Origin of the sequence: Empedobacter sp. UBA5987 (genome assembly GCF_002429865.1) — a bacterium.
In the GTDB taxonomy this organism is placed as follows: domain Bacteria; phylum Bacteroidota; class Bacteroidia; order Flavobacteriales; family Weeksellaceae; genus Empedobacter; species Empedobacter falsenii_B.
On the sequence record NZ_DJBB01000040.1, the window covers coordinates 12,296 to 38,226 of the forward strand.

Here is a 25,931-nt window from a genome sequence, read left to right on the forward strand (position 1 = left end):
AATTCTGAACCTTTTTTTATGTCCGAAAAAAATCTATTTTTGATAAAAATTACTCAATACTTATGAATTTAAACAACCTAAAATTTCCGCTTGATATAAAGTTTCATATTACAACTTTTTCCAATGATTTTTCTGTAACAGATGCTAATAATCAACCTGTGTTTTATGTACGCGAAAAAATTCTTTCGTGGCGAGATGTGATTAAAATCTACCGTGATTCATCAAAAAAAGAAGAACTTTTTCAACTTCGTTCGAATAAAATCATCGATTTTCAACAAACTTTTACCATTACAGATGCGAACGGAAATGTTGTTGGTAAAGCAAAACGAAAAACTTTCAAATCCTTTTGGAAAGCGACTTTTCATATTTACGACGCAAATGATAATCATTTATTTACAATCAACGAACGTAGTGGTTTTACACGCATGATGGACGGAATGGTTGGTGAAATTCCCGTTGTAGGATTTTTCTCCGGTTATATTTTCAATCCAAAATATGTTTTAACTGATTTACAAGGAAGAGAAATGATGGAAGTATCAAAAGAACCTTCATTCTTTGGACGAAAATTTAAACTAAATCAATATCAATCAACTGAAAATGATACACTTTTTGTTTTGAGTTTTATGATGATGCTCATAAGCGATAGAGATAGAGGATAATTTTATTAAAAAATATTTGCAGATTCAAAAATAGTCTTTATATTTGCAGTCCAAAATAAGAACAATAGTTTCTTATCAGGAATGGCCGAGTGGCGCAACTGAATAGCGCACTTGATTACGGCTCAAGAGGTTACAGGTTTGAATCCTGTCTCGGTCACAAAAGCAAAAGCTCATCAAAATTTGATGAGCTTTTTATTTTAATACACTTCTGTTTCTTGCGGAATTTCTTCTACTTTTTGAGATTTTTTTGTCATAAAAAATATACAATTCCCAAACCACGTAAACCAAAAAATATAAAATCCGAAATGGAAAGTCTTTTTCAATAAACGATGTGAGGTTTCAGTAAAATCGTAATAGCAATAAATTAATCCAATAATTCCCATAAAAAGGAAAATGAGAGGCAATAACAAACGTTTAAAACGTTTCGTTGTTTTCTCATTCCAAATGGATAATACGATAAAAATAACAGCTTGTATAGCGAATAATAACAAGGCTGTTTTCCACCACGATTTCAGGATCGTATATTCGTTGTAAATAATTGTGATTCCTATTTTACCGATGAATGACATTTTCGAAATCATTATTCCAGAAAGTAAAGAGGAAAATGCCAATATGAGAAGATGTATAATTTTGTTTTTCATTTTAATTAAAATATAAGAAAGCAACACCAAATATTAATCCAATTAGAATTAACAAACCTACTACTGCATTATAAATTTATGCCAACCTGATTCATTTTGAGAAAATTCCTCAAAATTTAACTTTGGATTAAATAGTTTTAAAATAATATATCGAACTCGTATTCCAAAAATTTCTATTATAAGTTCACTAATCGCAATAAAAATTATTTCAAAAATAGCTTGCATATAAATAAATTTACAATCTAATATAAAACAAAAAAGCCTTGCAAATGCAAGGCTTTAAATATTTTGATGAATAATTTTCTTATAAATTTATTGAGAAATCCATTAATTTATTGAATTCTTTCAAACGTTCAGCTAAACCATCACGTGTTAAAGCTCCTAATGATTCTGTTCCAAATTTTTCACATGTTACAGATGCTAATGCAGATCCGTAAACAATTGCACGTTTCATGTTATCGAAAGAAAAATCGTTTGTTTTTGCTAAGTATCCAGAGAAACCACCTGCGAATGTATCTCCAGCTCCTGTTGGATCGAAAACATCTTCTAATGGTAAAGCTGGTGCAAAGAAAACTTGTTCTTCTTGGAATAATAAAGCTCCGTGCTCACCTTTTTTGATGATAACTGTTTTTGGCCCGAATGTCATAATTTTTTTAGCTGCTTTCACTAAACTATATTCACCTGACATTTGACGCGCTTCTTCATCATTAATAGAAATTACATCAACATCTTTGATTACATCCATTAACTCATTCCAAGCACAATCCATCCAAAAGTTCATTGTATCTAAAACAACCAAACCTGGACGATTATCTAACTGTGTCAACACTCCTTTTTGTACCAATGGATGTAAGTTTCCTAACATCAAAACGTCTGGAGATTTGCGATCTTGAGGTACAATTGGATTAAACGTTTCTAAAACATTCAATTCTGTTGCTAACGTATCACGTGTGTTCAAATCGTTGTGGTATTTACCTTCCCAAAAGAATGTTTTTCCTTCTTTTACGATTTCTAAACCATCTAAATTAATTCCTTTTGAAATTAATAAATCGATGTATTCTTGTGGAAAATCTCCACCAACAACTGAAACGATTGCTGTATCCACGCCCAATAAAGAAGACGCCATACCGATATATGTAGCGGCACCACCTAAGATTTTATCTGTTTTTCCAAAAGGAGATTCTAATTTATCAAAGGCAACTGTACCAACTGTTAATAAACTCATTTTATATTCTTGATTAAATAGTTTGCAAATATATTGAATAGATTTGAATTAAGGCATAATGCCTATTTATTATTTTGTATCTAAACCTTATTTAACTTGTTATATATTAAACAAATACAATTAGATTCTTTCCAAAATCTATAACGCATTAGCCAAATCAGCAAAAGCAACTTCAGTTTGTTCTCCCGAAATCATATCTTTTACAGTCGCTTTTTGCTCTGCAATTTCTTTCTCACCCAAAAGAATTACTTTCTTAATTCCTTTTTTATCAGCATATCCCATTTGTTTTTTCATTTTTGCATCATCAGGATAAACCTCTGTATTAATTCCACTTTGACGTAATTGTTTCACCAATTTCATTGCTTCAGTAGCTTCTTTCGTTCCGAAATTAATGAACAACGCTTGAATATTTGTTGAATCTTCTAAAGCTGGGAATAAATTATTTTCTTCTAAAACTAAATACGTACGATCTAATCCAAAAGAAATTCCAACACCAGAAATATCTTTCAATCCGAAAATTCCTGTCAAATCATCGTAGCGACCTCCACCCCCAATAGATGAAGAGAATTCTCCGATTTTCGCTTTCACTTCGAAAATAGCTCCTGTATAATAATCTAAACCACGCGCTAAAGTTAAGTTTAATACTAATTCAGCAGATTGTAAACCAATAGTTGTTGTATTTTCAAAAACAAATTCTAATTCTTCAATTCCTTTTAATCCAGTTTCCGAAGATTTTAAAATTTCTTTTAATTGAGCAAATTGTGTTTTACAATCTCCATTCATTGAGAATAAAGGTGATAAAATTTCAATCGCAGAATCAGAAATTCCTTTTCCACGCATTTCTTCTTTCACCGCTTCTTCACCAATTTTATCCAACTTATCTAAAGCCACAGTAAAATCAATCAATTGAGCCGAAATATCTGCTACTTCTGCTAAACCTGATAAAATTTTACGATTGTTGATATGAATTTCAACTGGCGTTTTTAATTCTGTAAAAACTGAATCATATAATTGTATAAAATCAACTTCTTGTAATAACGAATCCGAACCTACAACATCCGCATCACATTGAAAAAACTCACGGAAACGACCTTTTTGAGGACGATCGGCACGCCAAACTGGTTGAATTTGGTAACGTTTGAAAGGAAATGTAATTTCATTCTGATGTTGTACCACATAACGCGCAAAAGGCACGGTTAAATCATAACGCAACGCTTTTTCAGAGATTTGCGCAATTACTTTTTGACTATTTCTATCTGTTAACAATTGCTCATCAACTTTTGCTAAATAATCTCCAGAATTCAAAATCTTGAAAATTAATCGATCTCCTTCTTCTCCGTATTTACCTGTTAAAGTTGATAAATTTTCGAATGATGGAGTTTCGATTGGAGAGAATCCGAATAACACGAATTGTTTTTTAATCGTGTTGATAATATATTGACGACGATTCACTTCTAAAGGTGAGAAATCTCTTGTCCCTTTGGGAATCGATGGTTTTTGAATTGCCATTTTTCTAAATCTTACTTATAAAGATGCAAAAATACATCATTTTGATTTTTAACTCGACATTTTGTTTCAAAATCATTGTTTTAGGATTGAAAATCATTATAAAAAATCATAAATCAAACTTCGTCAATCGTAAATCTTAATTAATATCGTAATTTTGCTTTTATGTATTTAAAAGAACTTAAAGCGCGACAATTCAAGAATTTTGATGAAAATAATTTCGAATTTTCACCAAAAATTAATGCTTTTGTAGGACAAAATGGAAAAGGCAAAACCAATATTTTGGATGCTATTCACTATTTGGCTTTAAGTAAATCGTATCTGAATCATTCGGATGCGATGAATATTCAGTTTGATTGTGATTTTTTTACATTAGAAGGTACTTTTGATCGAAACGAATCTGATGATGTGATTTTTTGCTTGGTTCGTTCTGGTCAGCCCAAACAATTAAAACGAAATTCGAAATCGTATGATCGTATTTCTGATCATATTGGACAATATCCTTTGGTAATGATTTCACCTTATGACAGTGATTTAATCAAAGAAGGAAGTGAAGTTCGACGCAAATTTTTGGATAATATTATTTCGCAATCGAATAAGCAATATTTAGCTGATTTGATGCGATACAACAAGGTTTTAGTTCAACGAAATGCCTTGCTAAAATACTTTGCTTCAAATAATACATTTGATTCAACTTCTTTGGAAATTTATGATGAAGAATTGATTCATTTAGGAAAGAAAATACATGAAGTTCGAAAAGAATTTATTCAAACTTTTTTGGAAGCTTTCCTAAAATATTACAATGAAATTTCAGAAGGTCGAGAAAAAGTGAACATCGAATATGTTTCGCAATTAAATGATGCACCTTTTGAAACGGTTCTGAAAGAGGCTTTGTACAAAGATCGTTCGACACAATATTCGACAGCCGGAATTCATAAAGATGATTTATTGTTTACGATTACCAATTATCCAATCAAGAAATTTGGTTCGCAAGGTCAACAAAAATCGTATTTAATTGCATTGAAATTGGCCCAATTAGAAGTTATCAAATCTTCATTAAACATCACTCCATTATTATTATTGGACGATATTTTTGACAAATTGGATGAACATCGTGTGACACAATTGATAAAATTAGTGAACGAAGAACGATTCGGTCAAATTTTTATCACCGATACACATCCCGAAAGAACAGAGCAAATCATTAAACAAATTAATTCTGAAAGTAAAGTTTTCCGTTTATGAAAAAGTACGAAAAAAGAAGTAATCAGCAAACACTTGGTCAAGCTTTGGAGCATTTTATTAAACAAAGTGGAAAAGAAGAATTGATTTGGGAAGTGAAAGCAGAAGAGGCCTGGCAAACGGTGATGGGAAAGTTTTTCGAGAAATATACGGACCGAGTTGAAGTAAGACAAAGAGTTTTGTATGTAAAAATTAATTCTCCTGCAATGAGACAAGAATTATTGATGGGAAAATCGAAGATTCTAGCTAATATAAATGAAGAAATTAAAAAGGATTTCTTAATTGACGTAAAAATATTTTAAATGCCTTACATAGAAAATTCTAACTATCCGAAACCTAATTTCATTAATCGAAACGCACATCTTTCTACTATTATTCCAGCAAAATTCAAGAAATATCCTATACCAAACTACACAAGAGAAAGAATAGAAACCAATGACGGTGATTTTCTGAATTTGGATTGGCGTTTTCAAGAAAATAAAGAAAAACTTATTATACTTTTTCATGGATTAGAAGGTGATTCAAAACGAACTTATCTTAATTCGTGTTCAGATTATTTTTATAACAAAGGATTTAATATTTTGGCTTGGAATCACAGAACTTGTGGAGGTGAAATGAATAAAACTTGTCGTTTGTATCATCATGGATCGATTGATGATGTACATCGCGTGGTTGAAAAAGCAATAGCAGAAAATTACCAAGAAATTTATTTGATTGGTTATTCGATGGGTGGTGCTTTGGTTTTGAATTATCTTGGAAATTATGAAGTTTTGAACAAAATAAAATCTGCTGTTGTATTTTCTGCTCCAATTTCTTTGAAATCTTGTGCCGATACATTGAAAAAATTTCCAAATACTGTTTATTTTAAAAATTTCAAACGCACTTTAGTTCCAAAATTTAAAGCTAAAGCAAAACAATTTCCAGGAGTATTGAATGAAGAAATGATTGATAAAATCAAAACTTTTGATGAAGTAGATGAATATTTTACAGCAGCTTTACATGGTTATTCATCTAAAGAAGATTATTATCACAAAGCTTCTCCTGCAACTGTTTTGAATAATATCAAAACACCATGTTTGATTGTTAATGCAGTAAATGATCCTTTTTTAGGGAAAGATTGTTATCCTATCGAACGCTTCAAAAAACATAAATTCTGCACCTTCGAAATGCCTAAATACGGTGGACATTGCGGCTTTCCATTAGAAAATAACATACATTCTTGGGCAGAAATTAGAGCTTGGGAGTTTGTTAAGGGTATTAAATGAAAAAACCCTCGAAGTAAACTTCGAGGGTTTGTTATTATGATATGAATCTATTATTATCTTCCATTATTTACAGATTCGTCAATAAATGGATTATTATCAATTTCAATCTGTGGAATTTTCAAGATAAATCTCTTATCATTTGGTTCAAGTGTAACTTTTACCAAATGATTTCCTCCTCTTTTAATTCCTCTTTGCAAACGTTTTGCATCAAACCATTCAACCCCATTTTCAGCATAAAGTTCTTTGCGTCGTTCTAATAGAATCTCTTCTAACAAAGCTGTCCCCGTTAAAGATTCGTTAACAAAACCTTTATAACGCGTTGATTTAAATTGGTTCAAAATCGTTTGAGATTCTGAAATTTTACCTTGTCTATAAGCTGATTCCGCTGCGACTAAAATAAATTCTGGAGTTCTAAATATTGGCATAGAAGATTCAAAATTAAATACAAATTTAGTTGTTATCCAGTATCTTACGTCTGTAGGAGGTAAAGAATTTGATAAAACCTTAATAGCCTCTTTTCTTCTATCATTTTCAGCAAATTTAGCTACAAAATCTGAATTTAAGAACCCATTATTATAACCAGGTCCATAATCCATGAAAACATGAGGCGCAGCATAATAGTAGTTAGACTGATCCCCTTGTTGGGTCATCGACCATAACCATTCTTTATCTCCTGCATTGTCAAAACCTGTTGGAACATAAGATGAAACTGTATGTAATGCATTTAAAACATTTCCTCCATAGGCAACTTTAGCCATTTCTTCAGCTTTCACCCAATTCTCCATAGATAAATATACATTCGACAAAATTGCTGCGGACACTTCTTTGTTTATCCAAGAATTATCTGTTCTAGATGAAACTCCATTAGCTACGGCATATTCCAAATCTGTAGTAATTTGCTTATACAACTCTTCTAAAGTTCCCATTGGCTTTCCTTCTAAATCAATATCTGTATAAACAGGAGGTGCAGCTGCTGTTGGATTAAACTTATAAGCATGGTTAAATTCTAAAGCCAATTGATAGTAATAAAAACCTCTCATAGTCCTACCTTGGGAAAGCAAATCTTTTTTATCTTCTTCAGAAATAGTTAATGAACCTTCTACTCCTTTTATAAATAAGTTTGCACGCCCTATCATCATATATGGAAACCTCCAATTAAATTGTGGTCGACGATACGTTGGCTCTCTATTATCGTTTTGATAATCAAAATTATAATGACTCCCACTTAACTGTACATCAGCTCCTTTTACTACCCTAGCAAAAAGTAATGAATACAACCCCCCTGAATCTGTCGTTTGAAACACACTCCATTGTGTACGTTGTTGTCTTAACATTCCTGCCATTACTGCTTTTGCATTTGTTGCTGAAGCATATGCACCATCTGGTGAAATTGTTCCTGTTTCAGAAGAAGATGGTTCGTTTAAATAATCATCCATACACCCTGTAGCAGTAAGAAAAGACAAAGCTGCTAAGGATAATACTATATATTTTTTCATATTATCTTAAATTATAATTTAACATTAAATCCAACCGTATATATTCTTTGTTGATAAGATCTACTGTTTGTTGTACCAGTGATAGATTGCTCTGGATCAATCCCTTTATGAGATTGGAAAGTCAACAAATTATCCCCTTGAAAATAGATTCGTAATCCTTTTATCCCCATTTGTTGTAAATTTCTTTGTGAGAAATTATAACCTACATTTAAAGCTTTTAATCTCAAATAATCATTTTTGTATAAAAATCTTGTAGATGTCGAATTATAATTATTTTGAGATGTTGTTAACTTTGGCGTATTTGTAATATCTCCTAGATTTTGCCATCTATCATAAATATCTGTAGACCACTGATAACCAGCACTTGCTCCTGTATTCATTAATCCAGCATAAGTTGAATCATAAATATATGCTCCCACACTAAAATTAAATAATACATTTAAATCAAAATTTTTATATCTGAAATAATTCGTAAATCCTCCTTCAAAATCTGGTAAAGATGATTTCCCTTGTTTATAACGAGTTGCACTAGAATAATCTTTTGTAGTCACTTTATTTCCATCAGCATCATCTTTGTACCACATAGCTGCTCCATCTGTAGGATCTACACCTGCATATTCCCAAATATAAAATTCATATAAATCACCTCCAACTTCAAGTCTTTTAGTCCCATCAATAATGAATTCAGCACCATTTAATTTTGTGATTTCATTTTTAACGGTACCTACATTAATACCTGTTGTCCATTCAAAATTATCGTTGCGTACATTTACAGTATTTAAATTAACTTCTATACCATAATTTTTCATAGAACCTATATTTGTTGTAATACTAGTGAATCCCATTCCTCCAGAAGGAGCCAAAGCAGTACCCATAATTAAATCCTTAGAAGCTCTATTATAATACTCTACAGATCCCGTAATTCTATTTTTAAAAAAACCAAAATCTAAACCAATATTAGTTGTTGCTTGCTTTTCCCATGTAATTAAATCATCTACTAAAGCAGTTGCATTTAACCCTGTTTCATTTAAATTAGACCACCCAGCTGCATAATCTTGTGAGTACGGGAAATAACTAGATGTTCTATTATTACCTGTCTCACCATATGATCCACGAAGTTTTAAATTAGAAACAACATCTGATCCTCTTAAAAAGTTTTCTTTTGAAATAATCCATGAAGCACCTACCGAGAAGAAATCACCCCAACGTACATCTTCAGCAAATCTTGTTGATGCTTCTTTTCTAAAAGATCCTTCTAAGAAATATTTACTTGCATAATCATAAGATACACGACCCATATATCCTAAAATTCTTTCTCTATAAATAGCTCCTCCAACTGATTCTGGTTTTGTAGTTCCATTCAATACACTAATACCTGGTAAAAAACCAACACCTTGAGCACTCATAGTTTCATATGAAAAATCATACATATCCATAATTGCATCAACTGATAAATTATGATCACCAAAACTTTTGTTGAAATTTAAACTATTGAATAAATTTTTAGTATCTTGGGTATCTCTGTTTTTTGTTATACGTCCATCTACTGATGCTGCGTTACCATATAAATTACTTGACCATCCACTATAGTCATAAAAATATTTCTGATAAGACATAGTTGTTTTAAATGATAAAAAGTCGGTAAAATTAATTTTAGCGTACCCATTAACATTTAGATTTAAACGCTTATTTGTTGCTTTATAACCATTTAGCAATGCACCTACAGCATTCTCAGTAGCTAATACGGGTCTTGCGCCATTAACTAAATCTACACCTTCTCCATAATCATAATATTTTTGACCTAACGCATCAAATAAGAAATTACCAGAAGCATCTCTTTTATACAAAGGATAGATATTTGAAACTGAATTTATCCATTGTATTGGAGATTGATAAGAACTTCCAGATTGAGTTGGTCCATTTTCATATCCAAAACTTGCTAAAGAGTTCAATCCTAATTCTAACCAATTATCAACTTTTGAAACAACATTAGCTTTAATAGTAGTTCTTTCAAATTTAGAAGTAATAATTGATCCTTCTTGGTTTAAATAGCTTGCCCCAAAATTGTATGTTGTATTTTCATTACCACCATCTACATTAACTCCATATTCTTGTCTTATTGCTGACTTATTTAAAATTAAATCTTTCCAATCTGTATCCCATAATAATTTAGCACCACTCACTACATTACCATTAGCATCGATAGGTTTAGCAAAACTACTACCATAAGGATTGTATCTTAATCTTGCAATTAAATTGTCTGTTGCATATTGACCACTTCCTCCATTAGCATTTTTTAGGGCTTCCCAAGTATATTTCATATAATCTTCAGCACCAACAGTTTCATGCATTTTTACAGCTTGATCAGCTACACCAAATTGAGATGTAAAAGTAACACGAGGAGTTGAAGATCTTCTTCCTTTCTTAGTTTCAATCAAAATACCCCATTAGCTCCTCTTGCTCCATATAAAGCAGTTGAACCCGCATCTTTCAACACGTTAATAGATGCAATCATATCCTGACTAATCATTGATATATTTCCATTAAACGGAACACCATCAACAACAATTAATGGATCAGCTGAAGCATTAATAGATCCGATACCTCTAATACGAATTGTTGGAGTTGAACCAGGTTGACCACCTGAATTAATAATATTAACCCCAGCTACAGATCCTTGAATTGCTGATAATGCATTTGTTGCTTGTTGTTTTTCTAATACTTTTTCATCAACAACTGCAACTGCACCAACTATTGCCTCTTTTCTTTGTTTACCAAATGCAACTGTAATCAACGCTTCCTCTAAGTTTACAGTATCAGCGGCAGAAATAGTACCTAACGTAGTTGATGTAACTTTATATTCTTTACCATTAATTACCAAAGTATCCCCTACTTTAGCATCAATATTAAAGTTTCCACTTTCATCAGTATAAGCTACTTTATTAGTGCCTTTAACTTTCACTTCTGTATCAACTTCAGGTAAACTATTAGAATCATTTACAGTTCCGGTTACCTGAGCAAAAGTAAAAGTACTTAGACCTAAGAAAGCTAAAAAGCTCAAAGATGTTAATCTTCTCCTCATAGTTTTATATTTTATAACATTTTAGACAAAACTCTAACTTTTTTTAAGATTTCCAAAAACTTAAGTATTTTTTTTAATTATCAAGTATTTAAATAATTTTTCTATAAAAACATATCTTAACAAAAATAAAACTAGTATTTTATCTATATAAACGAATACAAGTACAATATTTATGAAATTAACTTCATTAAAAATTAACTTTATTAGATTATTGTTGATAATAAAACGTTAAAAATATATTAAACTTTAACATTTCACACAATAAAAAAAAGAGACTACCAAAATTGGTAGCCTCTTTTAATGCTAAAAAGCTATAAAAAATTATAATTAGTACCCAGGAGTTTGAGTCATATTTTTATTTAAGTTTAAAACGGATTGAGGAATAGGTAATTGCCATTTGTGGTCTCCAGCTTTTAATGTTTGTTCTGAAGAAGCAGTTCCTGTACCATTTGCTAAATAACCGTTTCCACTACGTTGAATACCGCTTGTGTAAACAGAAGAGATACCAGCAACTCCTTGTAAACGTTTTAATGTAAACCAACGATCTCCGTTTTCGAAAGCTAACTCTTTACGACGCTCTAATTGAATTGCATCAAAAATTGCAGTTCCAGTTTCTCCACCTGCATAATTAGAGTAACGTACATCTCTTAATTTATTTAAAGTAATCAAAGCGGCACCTTGATCTCCAGATAAATATTGAGCTTCAGCTAAATTAAGAATTGCTTCTTCTACACGTAAGTAACGTGCGTTATTCAATCCTAATTTTACTTTACCATTTATGTATTTATTAACGGCAATAACTGCTTGACTATCGTGGTTACTAGGGTTGAAAATTTTGAAGTACGCATTTATACGCTCTGATTCCGTTTTTTGATTATACAAAGCATAGAAATCTTTATCTACTGCATATTCAATTACAATATTTTCGTTCGTTGCTCCTTGACTATAGTTAGTACCAATTGTTGGATCTCCAGAATTGATAAATGGAATTTCAAATAAAACACCATTACTATTATTAGAAGTCCATAACCCTGCTAATTGAGCTTGAGTTGCTGGAGCAACTGCATCAACAGCCGGTTTAGAAAATTCAATCGATTTTTTATAATCTCCTTTATATAAATATACTTTTCCTAATAAAGCCTGCGCTGCAGATTTACCCATAACAGAAGTTTCTGAAGAAGCTTCTAAATTTGGAATTGCAGCTTCTAAATCTGCTATAATTTTATCATAAGATTCTGTAATCGTAGCATCACGTTTTGGCATTGCTGTAGGATCATACTTGTCTACGTAAGCAATACCAACAGTAGAACTTGCTTCTGCAGACTGTGTTGGAATCTCAGCATATGTACGAGCTACTTCAAAATGAGCCAATGCACGAACTGCTTTTGCTTGTGCAATTACATTATTTTTGAAATCTCCATCTTGTAAATTATCTGTATTTGCTAAAATAATATTAGCTCTAGAAATAATATTATAAGATGACGAATAAATACTCGTAGGAACTGAATTTGAGTTATATGACCAAGTGTGTGCTCTTTGACCTGCACGACGTCCATTTGGATCTAAGATTAAATTATCTGCTAAGATATCTCCTACAGAAACAATATCACTTGCATTACTTAAACCTGCATAGTAACCTGCTTGAGAAAATCCTTGATAAACACCATTTAATGCCGTTGTGAAATCAGATTCGGTTTTATAATAATCAGCAAATTCAATTTTATCGTAAGGTTTTTGATCGATATCATCATCACTACAAGATGTAAAACTTAATGCACAAGCTAACAATGATAATACTAATATATTTTTTTTCATTTTGTTATAATTTTTTAGAATGATACATTAAATCCGATAGAATAAGAACGAACTAATGGATAAGAGAACGCCGTAAAAGAGTTTGATACATATCCTGACGAACCTACTGCACTACTTTCACTTGTTCCTGTACCTGCAATTGGGTTACCATGGTAATTTGTCCACAATGCTAAGTTTTGAACTTGAGCAAACATTCTTAAGTTTTTGATAAATGTTCCTTTTACTAAATCAGTAAAATTATATCCTAATGATAAACTACGGAATGCGATATAATCAGATTTTTCTAAATATTTTGTTGAATATTCTGGCCCTGTTGTATTTGGCAAAGCAAATGAAGCATTATCTCCAGCTTGTTTCCAATAATCAGCAGCTTCTACAACATGGTTATCTAAAGATGTTGGATCTGTTAAGTAAGCATATGTATTGTTATACATATATCCACCTGCAGAATAAGTAAAGTCTGCATTAATATCAAATCCATAGATTTTAGCATTCAAACCGAAACCACCCATTAAAGTTGGAAGTGGAGTTTTGTTAGTCGCTACTGCATCACCTCCATCATAAACGTCAGTTACGTTTCCATCTTTATCTAAGTATAAATCTTTACCAGTATTTGCATCAACACCTGCATGACGTACTAAATAGAATTGATAAGGTTTACCTCCTTCAACATGAATCATACTTTCGTATGAATCAGACATAATTAAAGAATTATTGCCATCTGCTAATTCATTAATTTTATATTTTAGATTTGTTACATTTCCGTAAACAGATAAATCAAAGTTTTTAGAACGGATTACATCATAGTTTAATTCTAATTCAAATCCTTCAGTTTTGATTTCACCTGCATTTACTATTGTAGTAAACCCACCAGCTTCTGGAGCTAATTGTTGATTAAAAATAAAGTCTGATCTCAATTCATTAAAGTAAGCCATCGATCCTGTTAAACGATTCCCAAAGAATCCAAAATCTAAACCTACATTGAATTTCTTATTTGTTTCCCAAGTAGTATTTCTATTTGATAAATTACCATCAGGGAATGCAGATGCTTGACCGTTATAAGTTTTATCTAATTGTAAAAGAGTTAAATTTGCGTAACGTGAAATTGCCGAGTCATCTCCTACTTCACCATAAGATGCTTTAAGTGTTAAATTATTAACAGCTTTTACATCACGTAAAAAACCTTCTTTCGCTATGTTCCATCCTAAGGCAACACCCCAGAAAGTTCCATATTTGTTATCTAAACCTGCTAATGAAGTACCATCACGGCGAACATATGCATCTACGAAATATTTATTAGCAAAATCATAAGAAGCTGCTCCTAAATAACCAAATTTAGAAACTCTCCATCTTTCTGATTTAGAATCTTGTTCGATTAACGTTGCTAAACCTTGTGTTTGTAAATAATCATTAGGGAAACCAATTCCGTACATTGTCATCGAATATAAACTTTGGTTGATATATTCTGATGCCGCTGTAACACGTAAATGATGTTTACCTCCAAAAGTATTTTCGTAAGAAACCTCATTACGCCAGTTGTAATCAAAACGGTCTGTACTCCTATCTGTTTTAGAACCTCCGTCCCCTAATAATTGAGATAAAACTGAAGATGGTTTTAAGAAATTTTCGTATTGTGTACGGTTATAAGTAGCACCTAAAGTTGTACGAGCAGTTACATTTTTAGCAAGATCTGCTTCAACGAAACCAGTTCCATAAATACGTAAATATCTTGTTTGAGCATCCGTTTTTTCCATTTCATCAGCAACAGGATATCCCATGTAGTTCGCATTAGGATTGTAAACTTTATTTCCATCTGCATCTAAAATTACATTTCCGTTCGCGTCCATTGAATAAAAAGTCTCGTAAGGACGGTTTAACAATGTATTATAGAATGGAGATTGTGCGTTTACACGGTCACGAGGAGAATCTAACGTTGTGTAAGATCCGTTCACATTGATTCCGTAACGTAACCAATCTTTTACTTTTGTTGTGTTATTGAATGTAGCTGTAATTCTTTCTAAACCATCGTAGTATCTAACAGCTCCTTCATTTTTATCATAACCTACAGAAAAGTTATTTGATGATTCACCATCATTTTTACTAATCGAAATAAAGTGAGATGATGTAATACCGTTTTTGTATAAATCATCAGACCATTTATGATTATTTTTAGACAAAGTTGCAATCTCTTGTGATGTACGAGCTTGTCCCAAACCTAAATTACCAATAGTACTTAAACCATTTTGGTAATTTAATAATTGTTCTGCATTCATCAAGTTGATGTTTGGTAAATCGACCATTTGATTCACTCCAATACGAGATGAATAAGAAACAATTGCTTCACCTTTTTTCGCAGATTTTGTTTTCATGATGATTACACCATTTGCTCCACGAGAACCGAAAATTGCTAATTGAGAGGCATCTTTCAATACTTTTACTTCTTCAATATCAGCTGGATTAATAGCATTAACATCAGCAGCTGTCATATATGTACCATCAACAACATATAATGGAGATTTTACACCACCATTCAAACCAATTGCACCACGAATTGTAACATTAGCAGTTGCACCAGGAGCACCACTCATCGCTTGAGATGACAAACCTGCTACTTTACCTCCTAACATTTGGTCGATAGATACAGATGGATTCATCTGTTCTAAATCTTTTGCTTTTACAGTTGTAACACCTGATTTAGATGGAGCATTGAAAATAGATTTCACAACAACTTCACTTAAATCAACCGTAGAATTTGTAGCAGCAGCGTACTTTAATGTACCTAAAGCGTTACTTGTAACACTAAATTCTTTTCCATTAACAACTAAAATATCTCCAATTTTAGCATCAATGTCAAATTTTCCGTCTTGGTCAGTATAGACAACTTTGTCCGCACCTTTTACAGATACTTCTACATCCGCTTCCGGAAAATTATCTGCGTCATTTACAACACCTGTTACTTGAGCAAATGCAGCTGTTCCTAAACCTAAGAAAGCTAACAAACTCAAAGATGTGATTCTTCTCCTCATAGTCTTATTTTTATAAAATAGGGAAACAAATCTGAACATTATTTTTTAGAGAAAAAAGAAAAATGATATATAATTAACATTTTATCTAAATAAGACATAATTTACTTTTTTTTATCAATTATCCATTTTTAATTACTTATTAAATAATTAATAAATCTTTTTTTAACTTTTTTTAATAAAATTAAAATTGATTTTATGTTAATATTTTTTCAATAACATAAAATCAATATTATATAAAAGATTATTTTTATTTGAATTTTATACATTTCAGAATGTGAAATCACTTTAAAAAATGAAGAATATTTAGGAATTTATTAACCTAATAAAAACAAAAAAGGCAACCAATTGGTTGCCTTAGATATTATAGTATTGAAACTGATTAATTAGTCAATTTTGATATTATCGATAACTAAATCATATGCCGATTTTGATCCTACTTTTAATGCAAAAACATCTTGACCTGATGTTTTCATTAAATCAACTCCTGTTAGATCAAGTGTAACTAAAACCCATTCTCCTTTCGTGTCAATAGTTCCTGTATAACTATTTGTACCATTATTACTACTATTTAAAGCAGCTTTTGTTAAAGTTACAGAAGAAGATAAATCTCCTACGTTGTACACATCATAACCTCCTGCAGCTCTATAAACATTTAAAGACAATGATTTTGCAGATGTACCTTTCACATAGAATGTAATTTTTTTAGAAGTTGAAGCTGGAGTTAACGTATTAATCGCTGTAAAGACGTAATCATTAGCATCTGGAGTTCCTTTTATTTGTAATCCATTACTATTATCTCTTCCTAATCCAACTCCACTTGTAGCATAACCTTTTAATCCGAATGATGTATTAATAGAAGCTAAAAAGTCTGCCCAAACATTAAAATCAGAACCTTTAAATAACAAATTAGCTGCTTCTGCTCCTGGAGTTGTACCTCCTCCTCCTGTAGTAAATCTATCTTGATCAAATTTCACATCTTTCGTATCGCGGATAAATACTTGATAAGTTGAATTGTATCGAGAAACTACTACTGTAATAGACCCGCTTTTTTTAGGTAAAGCATCTGCATACCACGTTGCGTAGCCAGAGTTACGTAAATCTGTTTCTTTTCCTTTTTTATCTACAATCACTCTATTCACTGTAGTACCTGAAACTCCATACGTTTTATCTCCGTCAGGATCAATGAATTGAACTCCATCTATCGTTACTAATGTATTTAGATTTTCAGGTTTTAAAGCATCTGTTAATGAAGAAACAACTTTGGGTTTAATCGTTTGGATTGCTTCACATGTTTTAACCATATAAGTTGACATAACAGCACTTGGAATACGACCAACAGTATATTGTGGATCTACAGAACCTATTTTCATTACTCCACGATCATTCGCAACTATTAACCCTTTCAAATTAATTTGTACTTGCGCTCCCAATGGATAAGAATTATATAAATTACTTCCGTCAATTTCTATTTGGATACCTGTTGTAGGGTTCTCAACTTTATCTTGTAAAGAAATCGTTTTGAAAAAATTCCCCGTTTCGTCACTAGATATAACATATGCTTGTACGATTAAATCTTCTGCTATTGCTTTATTAGCATCTAATTTTATAGATCCAGCAGTTACTTTAGAGACTAAGTCAGCCAAAGAAATATTAGGACTTGGTAAATTACATTCAATTGGAGGTGTTGCATAATCATCATCTTGCACACAAGATTGCGCTGTAAATAAACCTAAGCTTAAAACACCAGCTATTGTTAATTTTGATATTGTATTCATTTTAAATTGTGTTCGTTGTTAATAAAATTAAAATCTGAAATAAATGTTAGCGAAATAAGTTGTTCCCATTCCGTAGAACATTTTTGAACCAAACATACGTTGGTAGTTTTTATCAATTGCATTATTATAATTACCTGTACGCATTTGTTCAAAACCTCCTGTAACATAGTTTTTATTATTCAGTACATTGTTTACTGTTCCTGAAATCCCTGCTGAATATTTACCAATACGGAACGTTTTTCCTAAATTGATATTCAACATAAACTCATCACTAAACTTCTCTTGTTTTAAAACTTCTTTCAATCCTTCTTCTGTTACTCCATTAATTGGAACCCCATTTTGGGTAATAAAATTAATTGTTCTTCTAAAAGGTGCAGGATCTGCATAATTGTTCATTAAATAGTTTCCAGAAACACCAACCCACCAAAATTTAGGATCACGATACTCAGCACCTAAAGTAAATCCTGATTGAGGTCCAGAAGCAAGTTTATAGTTTTCCAGATAAGCAGTTCCATAATTTTTGTAAGGAATTCCATTAATTCCAAATTCATCAGAATATAGGTTATAATCAGGATTGTCTTTGTATACATATTGTCCAATAGCAGCTACGGCAGAAACTGTAAGAACTGGTAAAACTTGCGCTTCTACAGCCAACTCAGTTCCTAAATATTCTTTTCCAACGCCTGTCATCACCTCAGAAACAAAAATTTGATCCGAAACACCATCAATATATCCAAAAGCCTTCTCTATCTCATCTTTTGTTCTAGTATAAAAAGCCGTCGCACGAGCTTTGATACGTGGAGCTCTTAAAATATAAGATAAATCACTTGAGAATATTTTAGCACTTTCTATTCCATCAACAGTTACATCATTAAGACGTGCATTTGGAAAAATCTCATCAGAAGTAGGCGCTTCTGTCTGATACATTACATTTGCTTGAATAAAGTTACGTCCATCTAATTTTACTAAAAAGTTAGATTTCACACCAAAGTCTACAAAATCATATGTTTTACTCTTTCCGTAAGAATTGTCTTTATACATTTCATTTTGGAACTTTCCATCACGGTAAAACTTAGTTAAAGCAGCTTTCATCCCAATAGTAACATCTAAGTATTTAGATTTAATTTTAGACTGCGCGAATAAATCTGCATAATCACGATTAATTTCGTAGTAATACTCTTGTTTATCTCCTTTCTTAGCTACATAATCGGGATCTAATAAGTTGAAATTATAAAAATGATTAACAGGTAAATTTGTCGTCACATTAAAATCATCTACATTTAATACATATTGTGCACCTAATAAATCTTGAATCTCACGATACAATTTAGATTTTGTATTTTGATAAGATGCTGCAATTGTTAAATCTATATTTGAAGTTAATTCTGTTTGAAAATTAGTATAAGCCGTAGCCGTTTTATCTTCATTAACATCTGCAGTTAACCAATAAGCAGCTCTTCCTGTCGCACTATTTTCATTCGCACGATACATACTTGCCCAATCTAACTGAGAGATTTGACCACTTCTCCATAATTGCTCTCTTTCTGCGATTGCATCAGCAGACGCCCCATTAAAAGCTAAGTAACTCGGCATATTACGGTAATATGTTGGTGAAGGATTATTTGCTTTAAACCAATCTAAACGAGATCCACTTTCTTTTCCAAATTGATAAGAAATAGTTGTCGTTAATTTAGATTTATTATTAATATTCCAATGATGCGTCAACATATTAATAGGCTCGAAAGTTTTCTTTACACGTTCATTACGTTTTTCACCATCTTGCCATCCCCAATAAGAATTGTAATAAATCCCCATCATATCCACAACTTCTTGTGTATTAGGTGAACCTGTAGAACGACGAGTTGGCGCACCAAAACTTGTAAAGTTTAAAGTATGTTTTTCATTAAACTTTTTCTCAACTCCTAAGTAGTAAGCGTATGCATCATAAAAAGTACCTTCTATAATACCTTCTTCTGCCCAACGTCTACTTCCAGAAACCATAAACGCCCAACCATTATCCATCAATCCCGTATTATATGTAGCCATTACACGGTTTCTGTATGAACGATTTGTACTAGAATAAGCCAAACTTACTCCCTTACGCATTGTTGAAGGACGAGTATCAAAATTTGTAACTCCACCTAAATCACCAAAAGCATAATTAGAAGGTTCAATTCCGTATGTTAACTCATCTGGACGACGAGTTACATCATTCAAACCTCCCCAGTTGTTAAAAGTTGCACGACCATTATCCATTTTGTTCATACGAACTCCATTGAATAATACATCATTATATTTGTTGTCTAAACCTCTTGGTTTAAACCAATACGAACCTAATTCGTACGCAGAAACGCGAGCAAAAACATCGCGTGAAGATTGTAAAAGTCCTGAATTTGAAGCTGTCGAACTTTCATCATCAGATAATTCATCATCTGTTAATGTAATAATTCCAACTTCTGCTGTATTTGGATTAAATGTTAATTTAATATCACCTAAGTCAAGCTCTTTTTGCCCTGCTACTGTGATTTCTTTTTCATATGGGTCATAGCCCACGCCATAAACTTGTAATTTGTACGTTCCATCCGGAATATCTACAAACTGAAAATATCCTATACGATCGGTGATAGCAGCATCGCTTACTGCTCCTCCGTCCAAACGTACAGTGAGGTTATAAACCTCTTCACCTGTAGCAGCATTTTTTGCTACCCCAGTAACCTTTGTTTGCGCCTGCGCCATAGCGACAGTTGCTGCAAAGACTGAAAGACTTAACAATAATTTGTTCATTCAAACGAATTTTTATTTATAAATTAGCTCTTTATTTCCTTCATCAGAAAAAATAGGACAACAAATTTAGTAAATTCATAATTAATAACATATGTTTAAAATTAATAAATCTTTAACTTTATTAATAATTTTTAATTTATTCTTAACGTTAAATGTTAAAGCTCAAAGCAAATATTCAAGTGCAACTGTAGCGTTTTACAATGTCGAGAATCTTTTTGACACCATAAAATCAGTTGGATATGTAAATGGAACTTTACCTTTTAATGACAAAAATTATCACATTCAGATTGCAGAATCTGACATATCGAAGTACGAAACAGAAGAATTCAAACAAAGTTATACGTACGAAAATATAAAAGGAAAGAAAATTATCCGCCCATTAATTCTTCAAGAAGAATTTTTACCAAACGGAAATAAAAGATGGAATACAGAAAAATATTTCCAGAAAGTCAATAATATTTCAAAAGTTATTAGCGAATTAGGTGCAGATGTTACAGGTTCTGCTCCAGTAATAGTTGGTATTTGCGAGATTGAGACAAGAGAAACTTTAGAAGATTTAGCAAAAAGCTCTGCTTTGAAAAAATACGATTATGGTGTTGTTCATTTCAATTCATTTGATGCACGTGGAGTTGATACAGGTTTATTGTATCAAAAATCTCGTTTCAAGGTAATTGATGCAAGACCTCATCCAATTTTCAATTATGATGCTGAAGGTAAACGAAAATATACGCGTGATATTCTACAAGTTACAGGTTTATTAGACGGTGAAGAAATCACTTTTTTAGTAAATCACTGGCCTTCTCGTAGTGGAGGAGAAAAAGTTTCGATGCCAGCTCGTATGGAAGCAGCAAAGGTGATGAAAGGAATTTTTGATGAATTAAAATCTAAAAATCCAAATGCAAAAGTAATTGCAATGGGTGATTTTAATGATGATCCTATTTCTCCAAGTATTAAAAATACATTTGATCCAGCTGGAGAAATTGCTAAAGTTTCGGATAACGGATATTACGATCCTATGTTACCTTTATATAAAAAAGGTGTTGGTACTTTAGCTTATCGTGATGCTTGGAATCTATTTGATCAATTTATCTCAACTTCATCATTGGTTACAAAAAATAAAGATTATTCAACGTATAAAATCTTCAAAACTGAAATTTACAACAAAGATTATTTAAAAGCGAAAGAAGGTGCATATAAAGGATTCCCTAACCGTATGTGGAGCGGCGATACTTATCGTGCAAACGGTTATTCTGACCACTTTCCAGTCTATACAATCTTATTAAAACAAGCAAAATAAAAATGAACAAATTAGAGCAATTATTTAGTCAAAAAAATAAAAACCTCATTACAATATACACAACAGCTGGGTATCCGAATTTATCGGATACCCCTGTTATTTTAAAAGAATTAGATCAAAACAATGTTGACATTATCGAAGTCGGTATTCCATATTCTGATCCTTTAGCTGATGGTCCAACAATACAAGCTACAAGTGAAAAAGCGTTAGCAAATGGAATGACGTTGGACATTTTGTTTGAACAATTAAAATCGGTTCAAAATGAAATTTCTTCGCCAATTGTTTTGATGGGTTATTACAATCAAGTAATGACATTCGGATTAGAAAAATTCTTACAAAACTGTCAAGAAAGTGGAGTTTCAGGCTTGATTTTACCTGATATGCCGTACGAAATTTACTTGACGCAACACAAAGAATTATTTGAGAAATACGATCAAAAAGTTACATTTTTAATTACACCTTTAACAACAGAAAAACGCATTAAAGAGATTAATGATGCAACTTCTGGATTTGTTTATATCGTTTCGAGTTCAGCTACAACTGGTGCTACACAATCTAATTATAATGAAGATTTTTTGTCAAATGTTAAAAATTTAGGTTTAACAAAACCACATCAAATAGGATTTGGAATTTCGACAAAAGCTGATGTAGAAAAAGCTTGGAATTACGCAGATGGAGCAATTATCGGAAGTGCTTTTTTACGTGTTTTAGAAAATTCGAATGGAAATCTTTCTGGAGCAATTAAAGATTATCTTTCAGAATTGAGATAAAAAAATAGTTTTCAAAACAAAAAGCAAGCTCTTGTAGCTTGCTTTTTTGGTTTGACTATTTTGTTTTTATTCAAGCGAAATTTCATCAATAAACAACCAAGCCTTATTTCCTGCACCAGCTTGTCCATCTGGAATTATTCCTAAATTTTCAATCACAATCTTAAGATATTTCGCTTGTTGTTTTTGTAAATCAATCTTCATTATTCCATTTGATTTTTCGATTTCAGGAGATGAAATAGTTTTAATTTCTTTAAAATTTTTTCCATTATCTGAAATCAACACTTTAACAGATTTTGGGAGATAAATCCAACTTCCTTTGCGATCTAGCGTAGAAAATTGAATAGTAGAAAACTCCATTTTAGTTTCGAAATCTATTGTTGCAATCACATCTTTTCCAGAAAAACCTAACCACGATTTACCATGATTTTTAAGACTTCCTTTTATTCCATCCACCAAAGTAGACGCTCCACCAACCGAATATGCCTCAGCAGGTTGATACTCTAATGTGATTTTTTTGGCTGTTGATTTCGTAATTACAAAATCCTGAGAAGTTGTTGCACTTACTTTTTTGCCATCTTCAAAATAGGCTGATTTTACCGTTTGAGATTTCGTAATTTCTAATGGTTTTTGATACACATTCGAATTAATAATTGGCTCTGAACCATCTGTTGTAAAACGAATTCGTGAAGGTTCATTCGCCGAACTCAACTCATATTTTATCTTCCCATTTTGATCAACAGAAGCCTTTCCATCAACCTCATAAATCGCCGTACTATGTTTGATTCCTTTTTCATCTAAAATCGCAAAATGACGGCAAAAGAGTTTTCTTTCAAGCGTTTCTTTGACACCTCATCATCCCTAATATGTACATTTATATATGGAAAAAGCGCAATTACCTCATCCATGACATCTTGCAAAAATTGAAACGTTTCTTCTTTTGGACAAAAAATATCTTCCGAAACTCCCCACGTTTTCCACACTTCCAACTTCTCATTCGTACAACCAAAATTAGGATATGCCGCCAACGCAGCCTGCGCATGACCTGGCATTTCGATTTCTGGAATAACATCTATATGCAATTTCGCTGCATAAGCCACTACCTCTTTTATCTGTTCTTGCGTGTAAAATCCACCATATTTTTTATCATCAAATTTCATATCCGAATACGCACCAACCTGCGATCCATTTCGCCAAGCACCAACTTCTGTTAACTTTGGATATTTCTTAATCTCGATTATACAACCTTGATCATCAGTCAAATGCCAATGAAATTTATTATATTTGTAAGCCGCCAAATAATTCAAATAATTTTAGACCACATCTAACGTAAAAAAATGACGAAAAAAGATCTAAATGCATTCCACGATACGTAAATTATAGTTCATCTTTTATTTTGAGATAAGGTAATTTGAGATCCTTTTTATGTTCTTCGATTAATTGTAAAAGTGTTTGTATTCCGAGAAAAATTCCTCGATTTGTAGGCGAAGCAATCAATATCCCGTTTTGATTAATATTCAACTCATAATATTCTTCGTTACTATTTTCTGGAGCAGCCAAGTAAATTATATTAATCGTATTGTCGAAATTGTTAGAAGTAGTTTTCGTTAGATTTTTTCCCGTAATTGATTTGAATTGTTTCATCAAATAATCTATTTCTGGAAAATTTGGATCTGGATTAATCGTAATTTTATTTCCTAAAACCAAAGTTCCTTTCTTCAATTCTAATTGTTGAGGTTGAGGAATAAAACTATTTTGAACAGAAACAAAAGTAGAAACAGCTAACTCAGCTAATAAAGAGAAAAACGGAAGATGTTTCATGTGTTATTTTTTGATAATGACTAAGATAAACTTGTTTTATCAAATAATAACGACGCAACGAGCAAAAACATTCAAAATAAAAAAGCAAGCTTAATTCAGCTTGCTTTCTATTTTGGAAATGTTTTATCTAAAAAATTATTCAACAATTAAGATGAAATAATTCTTTTTACCTTTTTGTAATAAAATGTATTTATCTGCGATTAAATTTTCTGTTGTCAACACAAATTCTTCCGCTACTTTTTCTTTGTTTACAGAAATTGCGTTTGCTTTCAATTCGCGACGCGCTTCTGAATTTGATTTTAAGAAACCTGATTTCTCTGCTAAAGCAGTAACAATATCTAATCCCGCTTCGATATCAATTTTTGCAATTGTTGCTTGAGGTACACCTTCGAAAACTGATAAGAAAGTATCTCCATCTAATTCTTTCAAATCTTCTGAAGTTGATTTTCCGAATAAAACTTGAGATGCTTTTTCTGCTTTGCGTAATTCTTCAACACCATGAACTAAAATTGTAATTTCAGTTGCTAATTTACGTTGTAATTCGCGTAAATGTGGCTCTTGACGATGACGCTCGATTAAATCATCAATCGCTTCTTTTTCTAAAAACGTATAAATTTTGATGTAACGTTCAGCATCCGCATCCGCTTGATTTAACCAAAATTGATAGAATTTATAAGGAGAAGTACGGTTTTTATCTAACCAAATATTTTCCCCACCTTCTGATTTTCCAAATTTAGTTCCGTCCGCTTTTGTTGTTAATGGACAAGTAAACGCAAACGCTTCTCCTTGAACTGTACGTCGAATTAATTCTGTTCCTGTCGTAATATTTCCCCATTGATCAGAACCTCCCATTTGTAATTTTGCACCTAATTCTTTGTACAAGTGTAAATAATCGTATCCTTGAATCAATTGATAGGTAAATTCTGTGAAAGACATTCCGACATTAGACTCTGATGAAAGACGCGATTTTACTGAATCTTTCGCCATCATGTAGTTAACTGTAATATGTTTCCCTACGTTACGAGCAAAATCAATAAAAGAGAAATTTTTCATCCAATCGTAGTTATTCACCAATAAAGCTGAGTTACCATTGTTCGTATCAAAATCTAAGAAACGAGATAATTGCGCTTTAATTCCAGCTACATATTTATTTAATGTTTCTTCATCTAACAAACTTCTTTCTGCAGCTTTACCAGTAGGATCACCGATAAAACCAGTTGCACCACCAACCAAGGCGATTGGACGATGACCGTGACGTTGCAAATGAACCAATAAGAAAATAGGAACCAAACTTCCCACGTGAAGAGAATCTGCTGTAGGATCGAAACCTACATAACCAGAAGTCATTTCTTTATTTAGTTGTTCTTCTGTCCCTGGCATAATATTGTGAACCAATCCTCTCCAAGTCAATTCTTCAATTAATGGATTCATAGTATTTTAATATATTTTTTATCTAATTTTTACAAGATACAAAGTTATGATTTTTCAGTAGATAATAAATGATCTGCCAAAATAAAACTTATTTGATAT

The 25,931-nt window shown here is 31.9% G+C and carries 19 protein-coding genes, 1 tRNA gene and 1 pseudogene; 7 read left to right on the top strand and 14 right to left on the bottom strand.

Annotated features, from left to right (window positions below):
* Window positions 1–32: 32 nt before the first annotated feature.
* Window positions 33–659: pseudogene (locus B3J26_RS06120) on the top strand (LURP-one-related family protein); the annotation flags it as partial.
* A gap of 83 nt (window positions 660–742) precedes the next feature.
* A tRNA-Arg gene (locus B3J26_RS06125) sits at window positions 743–816 on the top strand.
* Between the two features lie 40 nt (window positions 817–856).
* Here B3J26_RS06125 and B3J26_RS06130 read toward each other — a convergent pair.
* From B3J26_RS06130 to hisS, 3 genes are all read right to left on the bottom strand, one after another.
* Window positions 857–1,300: a hypothetical protein gene (locus B3J26_RS06130; protein WP_257468033.1), complete on the bottom strand. Its 444-nt coding sequence runs from the start codon at window positions 1,298–1,300 to the stop codon at window positions 857–859.
* Between the two features lie 304 nt (window positions 1,301–1,604).
* Window positions 1,605–2,525: a PfkB family carbohydrate kinase gene (locus B3J26_RS06135; protein ID WP_291073800.1), complete on the bottom strand. Its 921-nt coding sequence runs from the start codon at window positions 2,523–2,525 to the stop codon at window positions 1,605–1,607.
* A 138-nt stretch (window positions 2,526–2,663) separates the two neighbouring features.
* Window positions 2,664–4,034, bottom strand: coding sequence for a histidine--tRNA ligase (gene hisS / locus B3J26_RS06140; protein ID WP_125350782.1), 1,371 nt, complete (start codon window positions 4,032–4,034; stop codon window positions 2,664–2,666).
* 162 nt (window positions 4,035–4,196) lie between these two features.
* Between hisS and recF the strand changes: the two genes are divergently transcribed.
* From recF to B3J26_RS06155, 3 genes are read left to right on the top strand one after another with little or no spacing between them, the layout of a single operon-like run.
* On the top strand, window positions 4,197–5,276 hold the full coding sequence (recF, locus tag B3J26_RS06145; RefSeq protein ID WP_291073802.1) for a DNA replication/repair protein RecF: 1,080 nt from the start codon (window positions 4,197–4,199) through the stop codon (window positions 5,274–5,276).
* On the top strand, window positions 5,273–5,575 hold the full coding sequence (locus B3J26_RS06150) for a DUF721 domain-containing protein (RefSeq protein WP_291073804.1): 303 nt from the start codon (window positions 5,273–5,275) through the stop codon (window positions 5,573–5,575). The genes recF and B3J26_RS06150 overlap by 4 nt, the downstream gene beginning before the upstream one ends.
* Entirely contained in the window at window positions 5,576–6,538 is a 963-nt protein-coding gene (locus B3J26_RS06155; RefSeq protein WP_291073805.1) for a YheT family hydrolase, read from the top strand.
* Window positions 6,539–6,591: 53 nt separating this feature from the next.
* Here the strand turns inward: B3J26_RS06155 and B3J26_RS06160 are convergent, their stop codons facing one another.
* The 7 genes from B3J26_RS06160 to B3J26_RS06190 form a co-directional block, all read right to left on the bottom strand.
* A complete protein-coding gene (locus tag B3J26_RS06160; protein ID WP_291073807.1) occupies window positions 6,592–8,034 on the bottom strand; it encodes a RagB/SusD family nutrient uptake outer membrane protein in 1,443 nt (480 codons plus the stop codon).
* Window positions 8,035–8,045: 11 nt separating this feature from the next.
* Window positions 8,046–10,472 (bottom strand): SusC/RagA family TonB-linked outer membrane protein, encoded by a 2,427-nt coding sequence (locus B3J26_RS06165; RefSeq protein WP_291073809.1) that lies wholly within the window; start codon window positions 10,470–10,472, stop codon window positions 8,046–8,048.
* Entirely contained in the window at window positions 10,469–11,116 is a 648-nt protein-coding gene (locus B3J26_RS06170) for a TonB-dependent receptor plug domain-containing protein (protein WP_291073811.1), read from the bottom strand. Before B3J26_RS06170 ends, B3J26_RS06165 begins: the two co-directional genes overlap by 4 nt.
* 327 nt (window positions 11,117–11,443) lie before the next feature.
* Window positions 11,444–12,931, bottom strand: coding sequence for a RagB/SusD family nutrient uptake outer membrane protein (locus B3J26_RS06175; protein ID WP_291073813.1), 1,488 nt, complete (start codon window positions 12,929–12,931; stop codon window positions 11,444–11,446).
* 14 nt (window positions 12,932–12,945) lie between these two features.
* A complete protein-coding gene (locus B3J26_RS06180) occupies window positions 12,946–15,957 on the bottom strand; it encodes a SusC/RagA family TonB-linked outer membrane protein (protein WP_291073814.1) in 3,012 nt (1,003 codons plus the stop codon).
* 383 nt (window positions 15,958–16,340) lie between these two features.
* Complete coding sequence (locus B3J26_RS06185) at window positions 16,341–17,732, bottom strand: DUF5689 domain-containing protein (protein ID WP_291073815.1); 1,392 nt, start codon at window positions 17,730–17,732, stop codon at window positions 16,341–16,343.
* 27 nt (window positions 17,733–17,759) lie between these two features.
* On the bottom strand, window positions 17,760–20,516 hold the full coding sequence (locus tag B3J26_RS06190; protein WP_291073817.1) for a carboxypeptidase regulatory-like domain-containing protein: 2,757 nt from the start codon (window positions 20,514–20,516) through the stop codon (window positions 17,760–17,762).
* Window positions 20,517–20,607: 91 nt separating this feature from the next.
* Here B3J26_RS06190 and B3J26_RS06195 point away from each other — a divergent pair, with 91 nt between their 5' ends.
* Window positions 20,608–21,813, top strand: coding sequence for an endonuclease (locus tag B3J26_RS06195; RefSeq protein ID WP_114998068.1), 1,206 nt, complete (start codon window positions 20,608–20,610; stop codon window positions 21,811–21,813).
* 2 nt (window positions 21,814–21,815) lie between these two features.
* Window positions 21,816–22,583, top strand: a complete 768-nt coding sequence (trpA, locus tag B3J26_RS06200) for a tryptophan synthase subunit alpha (protein WP_114998071.1) — start codon at window positions 21,816–21,818, stop codon at window positions 22,581–22,583.
* A 66-nt stretch (window positions 22,584–22,649) separates the two neighbouring features.
* Here the strand turns inward: trpA and B3J26_RS06205 are convergent, their stop codons facing one another.
* The 4 genes from B3J26_RS06205 to tyrS form a co-directional block, all read right to left on the bottom strand.
* Complete coding sequence (locus tag B3J26_RS06205) at window positions 22,650–23,291, bottom strand: FN3 associated domain-containing protein (protein ID WP_414646911.1); 642 nt, start codon at window positions 23,289–23,291, stop codon at window positions 22,650–22,652.
* 86 nt (window positions 23,292–23,377) lie between these two features.
* The gene (locus B3J26_RS06210) at window positions 23,378–23,887 is read right to left on the bottom strand and encodes a family 20 glycosylhydrolase (protein ID WP_280050611.1); all 510 of its coding nucleotides are present in this window, start codon (window positions 23,885–23,887) and stop codon (window positions 23,378–23,380) included.
* 70 nt (window positions 23,888–23,957) lie between these two features.
* On the bottom strand, window positions 23,958–24,401 hold the full coding sequence (locus B3J26_RS06215) for a glycoside hydrolase family 20 zincin-like fold domain-containing protein (protein WP_291073820.1): 444 nt from the start codon (window positions 24,399–24,401) through the stop codon (window positions 23,958–23,960).
* Window positions 24,402–24,536: 135 nt separating this feature from the next.
* A complete protein-coding gene (tyrS, locus tag B3J26_RS06220) occupies window positions 24,537–25,832 on the bottom strand; it encodes a tyrosine--tRNA ligase (RefSeq protein ID WP_291059708.1) in 1,296 nt (431 codons plus the stop codon).
* Between the last annotated feature and the right edge of the window lie 99 nt (window positions 25,833–25,931).

What these genes read in the sequence shown, in the direction of transcription:
- B3J26_RS06130 (WP_257468033.1), bottom strand. Translation starts at nt 1,300, where the DNA reads ATGAAAAACAAAATTATACATCTTCTCATATTGGCATTTTCCTCTTTA.
- B3J26_RS06135 (WP_291073800.1), bottom strand. Translation starts at nt 2,525, where the DNA reads ATGAGTTTATTAACAGTTGGTACAGTTGCCTTTGATAAATTAGAATCT.
- hisS (WP_125350782.1), bottom strand. Translation starts at nt 4,034, where the DNA reads ATGGCAATTCAAAAACCATCGATTCCCAAAGGGACAAGAGATTTCTCA.
- recF (WP_291073802.1), top strand. Translation starts at nt 4,197, where the DNA reads ATGTATTTAAAAGAACTTAAAGCGCGACAATTCAAGAATTTTGATGAA.
- B3J26_RS06150 (WP_291073804.1), top strand. Translation starts at nt 5,273, where the DNA reads ATGAAAAAGTACGAAAAAAGAAGTAATCAGCAAACACTTGGTCAAGCT.
- B3J26_RS06155 (WP_291073805.1), top strand. Translation starts at nt 5,576, where the DNA reads ATGCCTTACATAGAAAATTCTAACTATCCGAAACCTAATTTCATTAAT.
- B3J26_RS06160 (WP_291073807.1), bottom strand. Translation starts at nt 8,034, where the DNA reads ATGAAAAAATATATAGTATTATCCTTAGCAGCTTTGTCTTTTCTTACT.
- B3J26_RS06170 (WP_291073811.1), bottom strand. Translation starts at nt 11,116, where the DNA reads ATGAGGAGAAGATTAACATCTTTGAGCTTTTTAGCTTTCTTAGGTCTA.
- B3J26_RS06175 (WP_291073813.1), bottom strand. Translation starts at nt 12,931, where the DNA reads ATGAAAAAAAATATATTAGTATTATCATTGTTAGCTTGTGCATTAAGT.
- B3J26_RS06180 (WP_291073814.1), bottom strand. Translation starts at nt 15,957, where the DNA reads ATGAGGAGAAGAATCACATCTTTGAGTTTGTTAGCTTTCTTAGGTTTA.
- B3J26_RS06185 (WP_291073815.1), bottom strand. Translation starts at nt 17,732, where the DNA reads ATGAATACAATATCAAAATTAACAATAGCTGGTGTTTTAAGCTTAGGT.
- B3J26_RS06190 (WP_291073817.1), bottom strand. Translation starts at nt 20,516, where the DNA reads ATGAACAAATTATTGTTAAGTCTTTCAGTCTTTGCAGCAACTGTCGCT.
- B3J26_RS06195 (WP_114998068.1), top strand. Translation starts at nt 20,608, where the DNA reads ATGTTTAAAATTAATAAATCTTTAACTTTATTAATAATTTTTAATTTA.
- trpA (WP_114998071.1), top strand. Translation starts at nt 21,816, where the DNA reads ATGAACAAATTAGAGCAATTATTTAGTCAAAAAAATAAAAACCTCATT.
- B3J26_RS06215 (WP_291073820.1), bottom strand. Translation starts at nt 24,401, where the DNA reads ATGAAACATCTTCCGTTTTTCTCTTTATTAGCTGAGTTAGCTGTTTCT.
- tyrS (WP_291059708.1), bottom strand. Translation starts at nt 25,832, where the DNA reads ATGAATCCATTAATTGAAGAATTGACTTGGAGAGGATTGGTTCACAAT.